The organism is Bradyrhizobium sp. 147 (genome assembly GCF_023073935.1).
In the GTDB taxonomy this organism is placed as follows: domain Bacteria; phylum Pseudomonadota; class Alphaproteobacteria; order Rhizobiales; family Xanthobacteraceae; genus Bradyrhizobium.
The window spans coordinates 1-5,482 of the sequence record NZ_JADPKL010000043.1 but is presented as its reverse complement, the minus strand read 5'-3'; the positions used below and the strand labels follow the sequence as shown (position 1 = coordinate 5,482).

Sequence of the window (5,482 nt, the reverse complement as noted above, 5' to 3'; positions counted from 1 at the left end):
CGATAGGATGATCGAGCAACATCGTCGTCTCCAGGTTGAATGGATGCAACCTCAGTCTGGCCTCAGACTTGGTCGCTATCCACCCCCATGGAATCTTCGTCGCAAGTGCTCCTCGCAATGACGGAATTTTTTGGAAACGCCGTCGCGTCTCTATGACTTGTTCGCGCGCCTCCCGCGCACCATGATCAGTGCGGCGGCGATCACCTCCAGCGCGATGCAGAGATAGAACGGCAGCGAGTAGCCGCCGGAGAGATCGCGGAGGAAGCCGACGACGCCGGGGCCGAACGCGTAGGTGACCTGGTTGATCGCAGTGTTGAGGCTGATCAGCACGCCGAACGAGGCGGACTCGAACTCCTGCTGCACGATCAGCGACGGCAGCGTGATGAGGTTGCCGACCGAGAAGCCGAACACCGCGCAGGCCGCGATCAGCGCGTAATCATTGTGCAAATTGATGACGACGAAGAGCGCGGCGGCCTGGCTCAGGAACGAGAGCGCCGACGCCAGTCGCTGGTCGAGGCGGTCGATCACCAGCGAGAACAGCACACGGCCGACCACCGCCATCGCCGTCAGCACCGCGACCGCGACGGCGGCGCGCTCGCGCCCGATCACGGGATCGAGGAACGAGATCAGGTGCACGATGAAGCCGACCTGGGCGAACAGCACCAATGCAAACGCAATCGCCAGGGTGAGGAAGCCGACGTCGCGCAGGGCCTGCGCGCGGATCTGCGCCGACGATTGCGGCTTCGGCTTCGCAGTCGCATGCCAGCCGTGATCGGGCGGCCGGCCGACGAGAATGAGGATCACCGGCAGGAGCAGCACCAGCATGGCGCCGGCCGCGGCGTACATCGCGCTGGCAAAACCGACATGGCCGATCAGCGCCACCAGCAGCGGAACGCCGACGATGCCGCCGAAGCTGGCGCCGTTCAGCGCGAGACTGATCGCCATACCGCGCTTGTGGTCGAACCACAGGCTGATCGTGTTGGTGATCATGGCGAGACTGGTTCCGGCCCAGCCGAAGGCGAGCACGGCATTGGCGAGATAGAGCTGCCAGGGCTCGCGCACCGCGCCGATCGCCACTGCCGCCGCCGCCATCGCCAGCGTGCCGGCGATCAGGCAGAGGCGCGCGCCATGCTTTTGGATGGCCTCGCCAACGAAGACGACCAGCAGCGCACCGAACAGATAGAAGAAGGTCGTGCCCGACGAGATCAGCGACGCGGACCAGCCATGCGCGCGCTGGAGCTCAGCGACATAGACGCTCTGGCCGTAGAAGCCGAGCCCCCAGCCGAAGGTCGCGAGCAGGAAGCAGACCGCGACGATGCGCCAGCCTTCGTAGCGGAGGGAGGATTCGTTGATTGGAGCAGCGGGCCGGGGATTGTCGAGCATTTGCGCTTGTCCTTTGTTTCCCCCGCGAGCGCCTTGCTTCACGCCCGTCTCTTCATGACGAGCATCATGTAACGACATCAGCTCCGAAAATCACTTCGACGGCGATCGAAGCATCAACGCTGCTGACACCCTCCTGCCACCTATTGAGCAAGGTCCGGAAAGCCGCTGCGCACATTTCCGGATCATGCGTCAAATCGCATCCGGGAGCTCGCCCATCGCCGCGTCCAGCCGCGCCTTGCGGCGGCGGGCCCAGGAGACCAGCGAGAGCACGACAAGACCCAGAACCACCGGCGGGAACACCACCATGTTCACCGCAGACCAGCCGTAATTGGCAAGCAGCTGGCCAGAGGAGAACGAGCCGATCGCCATCATGCCGAACACCAGGAAATCGTTGAAGGCCTGCACCTTGTTGCGCTCCTGCGGACGGTGCGTCTCCAACACCAGCGCGGAGGCGCCGATGAAGGAGAAATTCCAGCCGACCCCGAGCACGATCAGCGTCGCCCAGAAATGCATCGCGCTGATTCCGGAAAGGCCGATGCCGGCGGCGCCGGCCTCCAGCAGCAGGCCGGCCGCAACGACCTTCGGGGCACCGAAGCGCGCGATCAGCGCACCCGTGAAGAAGCTTGGCCCGTACATGGCGACGATGTGCCATTGAATGCCGAAATTGGAATCGGAAACGCTGAGGCCGCACATCTTCATGGCGAGCGGCGCCGAGGTCATCACCAGGTTCATCATGGGATAGGAGATGACGCCGCACAAAGCGGCCGCGATGAAGCGCGGCTGGATCACGATGTCGAGCAGCGGCCGGCCGCCATGCAGATCGGCCGGCGCGGGCTTTGGCATGTCGACGCCGGCGAGGATGCCCATCGCGACCAGTGCCACCGCCGCCTGCACCAGGAAGCTGAAGGCGAACAGATAAGGCTGCCAGAGGTCCATGGTCCATTGCACGAGCTGCGGACCGAGCACGCCGGCGAACACGCCGCCCGCCATCACCCAGGACACAGCCTTGGGGCGATAGGCCGCGCTGGCGCCATCGGCGGCGGCGAAGCGGTAGGATTGCGCGACCGCGCCATAGAGGCCGCCGAGGAAGGTCGCGACGCAGAACAGCGCGAAGGAGGCGTGCAGGATCGCGAACGAGCCGGTGAGGCCAGTGAGCGTGCCGAGGCCGGTGCCGATGACGAAGGCGGCGCGGCGGCCGAAGCGGCGCGAGATCGCGCCGGTCGGCAAGGTGCCGGCGGCGAGCCCCAGCACGTACATCGACAGCGGCACGGTCGCGAGCGACATGTCCGGTGCGAGCGTCGCGCCGACGATCGAGCCGGTGGCGAAGATCACCGCCGAATTGGCGCCGGTCAGCGCCTGCGCGGCGGCAAGGCGCACCACATTGGCACGCACGCGCGCGTCGTCGGCGATTTCGGCGGTAGAGATCACGTCTAACATCGGCATTTCCGCCCCAAGGGGGCTCAAGGGGCTCTCGTTGATTTCCGGCACTATGGAGGGGCGCGAGAGGGCGGGCAACCGGCGCAAACGGGCGCGGGCCATGCCTCTGACGCAATCGGACGGATGATAGCTGGCCGCGTCCTTGACGCCTTGCGCTCGATTGAATCCTATCCGCCGCGTCTTCCTGGAGTTTCGCTCATGACCGTCGACGACAGGCCTACGCTCAGCGCTCCCGACGATGATCCGTGGCTCTGGCTGGAGGAGATCGAGGGCAAGCAGGCACTCGATTTCGTCGAGCGGCAGAATCAACTGACGCTCGCCGCGTTCGGCGGCCCAGCGTTCGTGCGCGACCGCGACACGCTCGCCGCGATCTACGACCGGCCCGACAACATTCCCTATGTCAGCCGGCGCGGCAGCGATCTGCACAATCTCTGGAAAGACGCCGCCAATCCGCGGGGCCTGTGGCGGCGGACGACGCTGGCGGAGTTTCGCAAAGCCAACCCGGCGTGGGAGACCATGCTCGACATCGACCAGCTCGCCGCAAGCGAAGGCGAGGACTGGCTGCTGAGCCAGATCGCCACGATGCCCGGAAGTTCGCGCGCGATTCTGAGCCTGTCGCGCGGCGGCAGCGATGCTGTCACGTTGCGGGAGCTCGACCTCAACACCAAGAGCTTCGTGGCCGGCGGGTTCACGCTGCCGGAAGCGAAGGGCGGCGTGGATTGGCTCGATGCCGACACACTGCTGCTGTCGAGCGCGCATGGCGAGGGCATGGCCACGAGCTCGGGATATGCACGTACCGTTCGGCTGTGGCGGCGCGGCCAGCCTGTCGATCAGGCAGAGATCATTATCGAGACCACCGCCGATCACATGGTGATCTACGGCATGGCCGACGACACCGGCGCGGCGCCGCGTGTCTGGATCGTCGACCAGATCGACTTCTTCAATCACGCCGTCTGGCTGCGCGATGCGGCCGGCGCGATGACGAAGTTGGACCTGCCGACCGGCATCTGGATGCAGGCGCATGGCGACTGGTTCGCGATCAAGCTGCGCAAGGACTGGTCCATCGCAGGCCGGACCTATACCGCTGACACGGTGCTCGGCATGGCGCTGTCGGCGTTCCTCGCCGGCAGCCGCAATTTCGCGGTGCTGTTCGAGCCAGCGCCGCGGCGCGCGTTGCAAGGTCTGTTCTGGGCCGCGGGCAAGCTCATGCTGTCGATCCTCGACGAGCTGCGTCCGTGCTTCGAGATCTGCACGCCATCCGCTGCGGGCTGGAGCCGCGAGACGCTTGGTGGCCTGCCGCAGATCGGCGTTGTCGACATCTGGCCGCTCGATCGCCATCCGTCCGAAAGCAACGGCGATCTGCTCGCCAATGTGCAGGATCCGCTCACGCCGCCGTCGCTGCTGCTGATCGAACGCGGCGTCGCCAGCCCGACCGTGCTGAAGCAGGCGCCGAAAACGTTCACCGCCGATGGTCTCGTGGTGACGCAGCACGAGGCCGTCTCGATCGACGGCGAGCGAATTCCCTATGTCCAGAGCGGCCCTGCAGGCGAGACCGGCGATGCGCCGGTCTATCTGAGCGCCTATGGCGGCTTCGCCCATTCGGTGAAGCCGTATTACAATGCCGCGCTCGGCAAGCTGTGGCTGGAGCGCGGCGGCACGATTGTGCAGGCGAATTTGCGCGGCGGCGGCGAGTTCGGTACGCGCTGGCACGATGCCGGGCGGCTCGCCGGCAAGAGGCTGTCGCATGACGATTTCGCGGCCGTCGCCGCCGATCTCGTCCGCCGCGGCGTGACCACGTCAAAGCGCATCGCCGCACAGGGTGGATCAAACGGCGGCATCCTCATCACCAACATGCTGGTGCGATACCCCGAGCGTTTCGGCGCGCTGTTCTGCACCATCCCCCTGATCGACATGCGCCGCTACACCAAGCTGCTCGCGGGCGCGAGCTGGATCGCGGAATATGGCGACCCGGACAAGCCGGAGGAATGGGACTGGCTGAAGACCTACTCGGCCTATCACAACGTCAAGGCCGCTCAGCCCTATCCGCCGATCCTGATCGCCACCACACGGCGCGACGACCGCGTGCATCCCGGCCACGCGCGCAAGATGGCCGCCAAGCTCCAGGCGATGGGCTACGAGGCCTGGTTCTACGAACCGGCAGCCGGCGGCCACGGCTACGGCAAGGACAACAAGGAGCGCGCTGGCTTCGAGGTGCTGGGCTATCGCTTCTTGAAGGAGAAGATCGGGTGGAGAGATGGCGCCGCGTGACGCCGTGCACCTCTCCCGCTTGCGCTACCGTATTCACACATCTCTGTCAGAGCCATTCGCCGATTAAGCCCAAAAAGTGAGTCATCCGAGTCACTTGTCTCGATTCTGCAGCGCGTGAGCGTCCAAAACCTGGCTTTTGCTAACTCATTGAAGATGATTCCATTTTCGAGATGTGTGAATCTGGTAGCCCGCTTGCGGGAGAGGTCGACGTGCGAAGCACGGCGGGTGAGGGCTCTCTCCTCTAGGGGATTGTCCCGTGGTCGAGACACCCTCTCCCCAGCCCTCCCCCGCTTGCGCAGGGGAATCGCATATGGATTTCTCTGGCCTATTGCATTGGAGAGCAAGAGAGATTCTGAAGACGACTCCCAGAGCATGGAGGGGGTCGGATGCGGAG

3 protein-coding genes are annotated in these 5,482 nt (G+C 65.2%); 1 reads left to right on the top strand and 2 read right to left on the bottom strand.

The annotated features are described in order from the left end of the window. Positions 1-150 precede the first annotated feature (150 nt). Together IVA87_RS10985 and IVA87_RS10980 are read right to left on the bottom strand one after the other, a co-directional pair. Positions 151-1,383, bottom strand: a complete 1,233-nt coding sequence (locus tag IVA87_RS10985; protein ID WP_247333537.1) for an MFS transporter — start codon at positions 1,381-1,383, stop codon at positions 151-153. A gap of 189 nt (positions 1,384-1,572) precedes the next feature. After that, on the bottom strand, positions 1,573-2,820 hold the full coding sequence (locus tag IVA87_RS10980; RefSeq protein ID WP_247303584.1) for an MFS transporter: 1,248 nt from the start codon (positions 2,818-2,820) through the stop codon (positions 1,573-1,575). Between the two features lie 198 nt (positions 2,821-3,018). Between IVA87_RS10980 and IVA87_RS10975 the strand changes: the two genes are divergently transcribed. Continuing rightward, entirely contained in the window at positions 3,019-5,088 is a 2,070-nt protein-coding gene (locus IVA87_RS10975) for a prolyl oligopeptidase family serine peptidase (RefSeq protein WP_247333536.1), read from the top strand. Positions 5,089-5,482 lie beyond the last annotated feature (394 nt).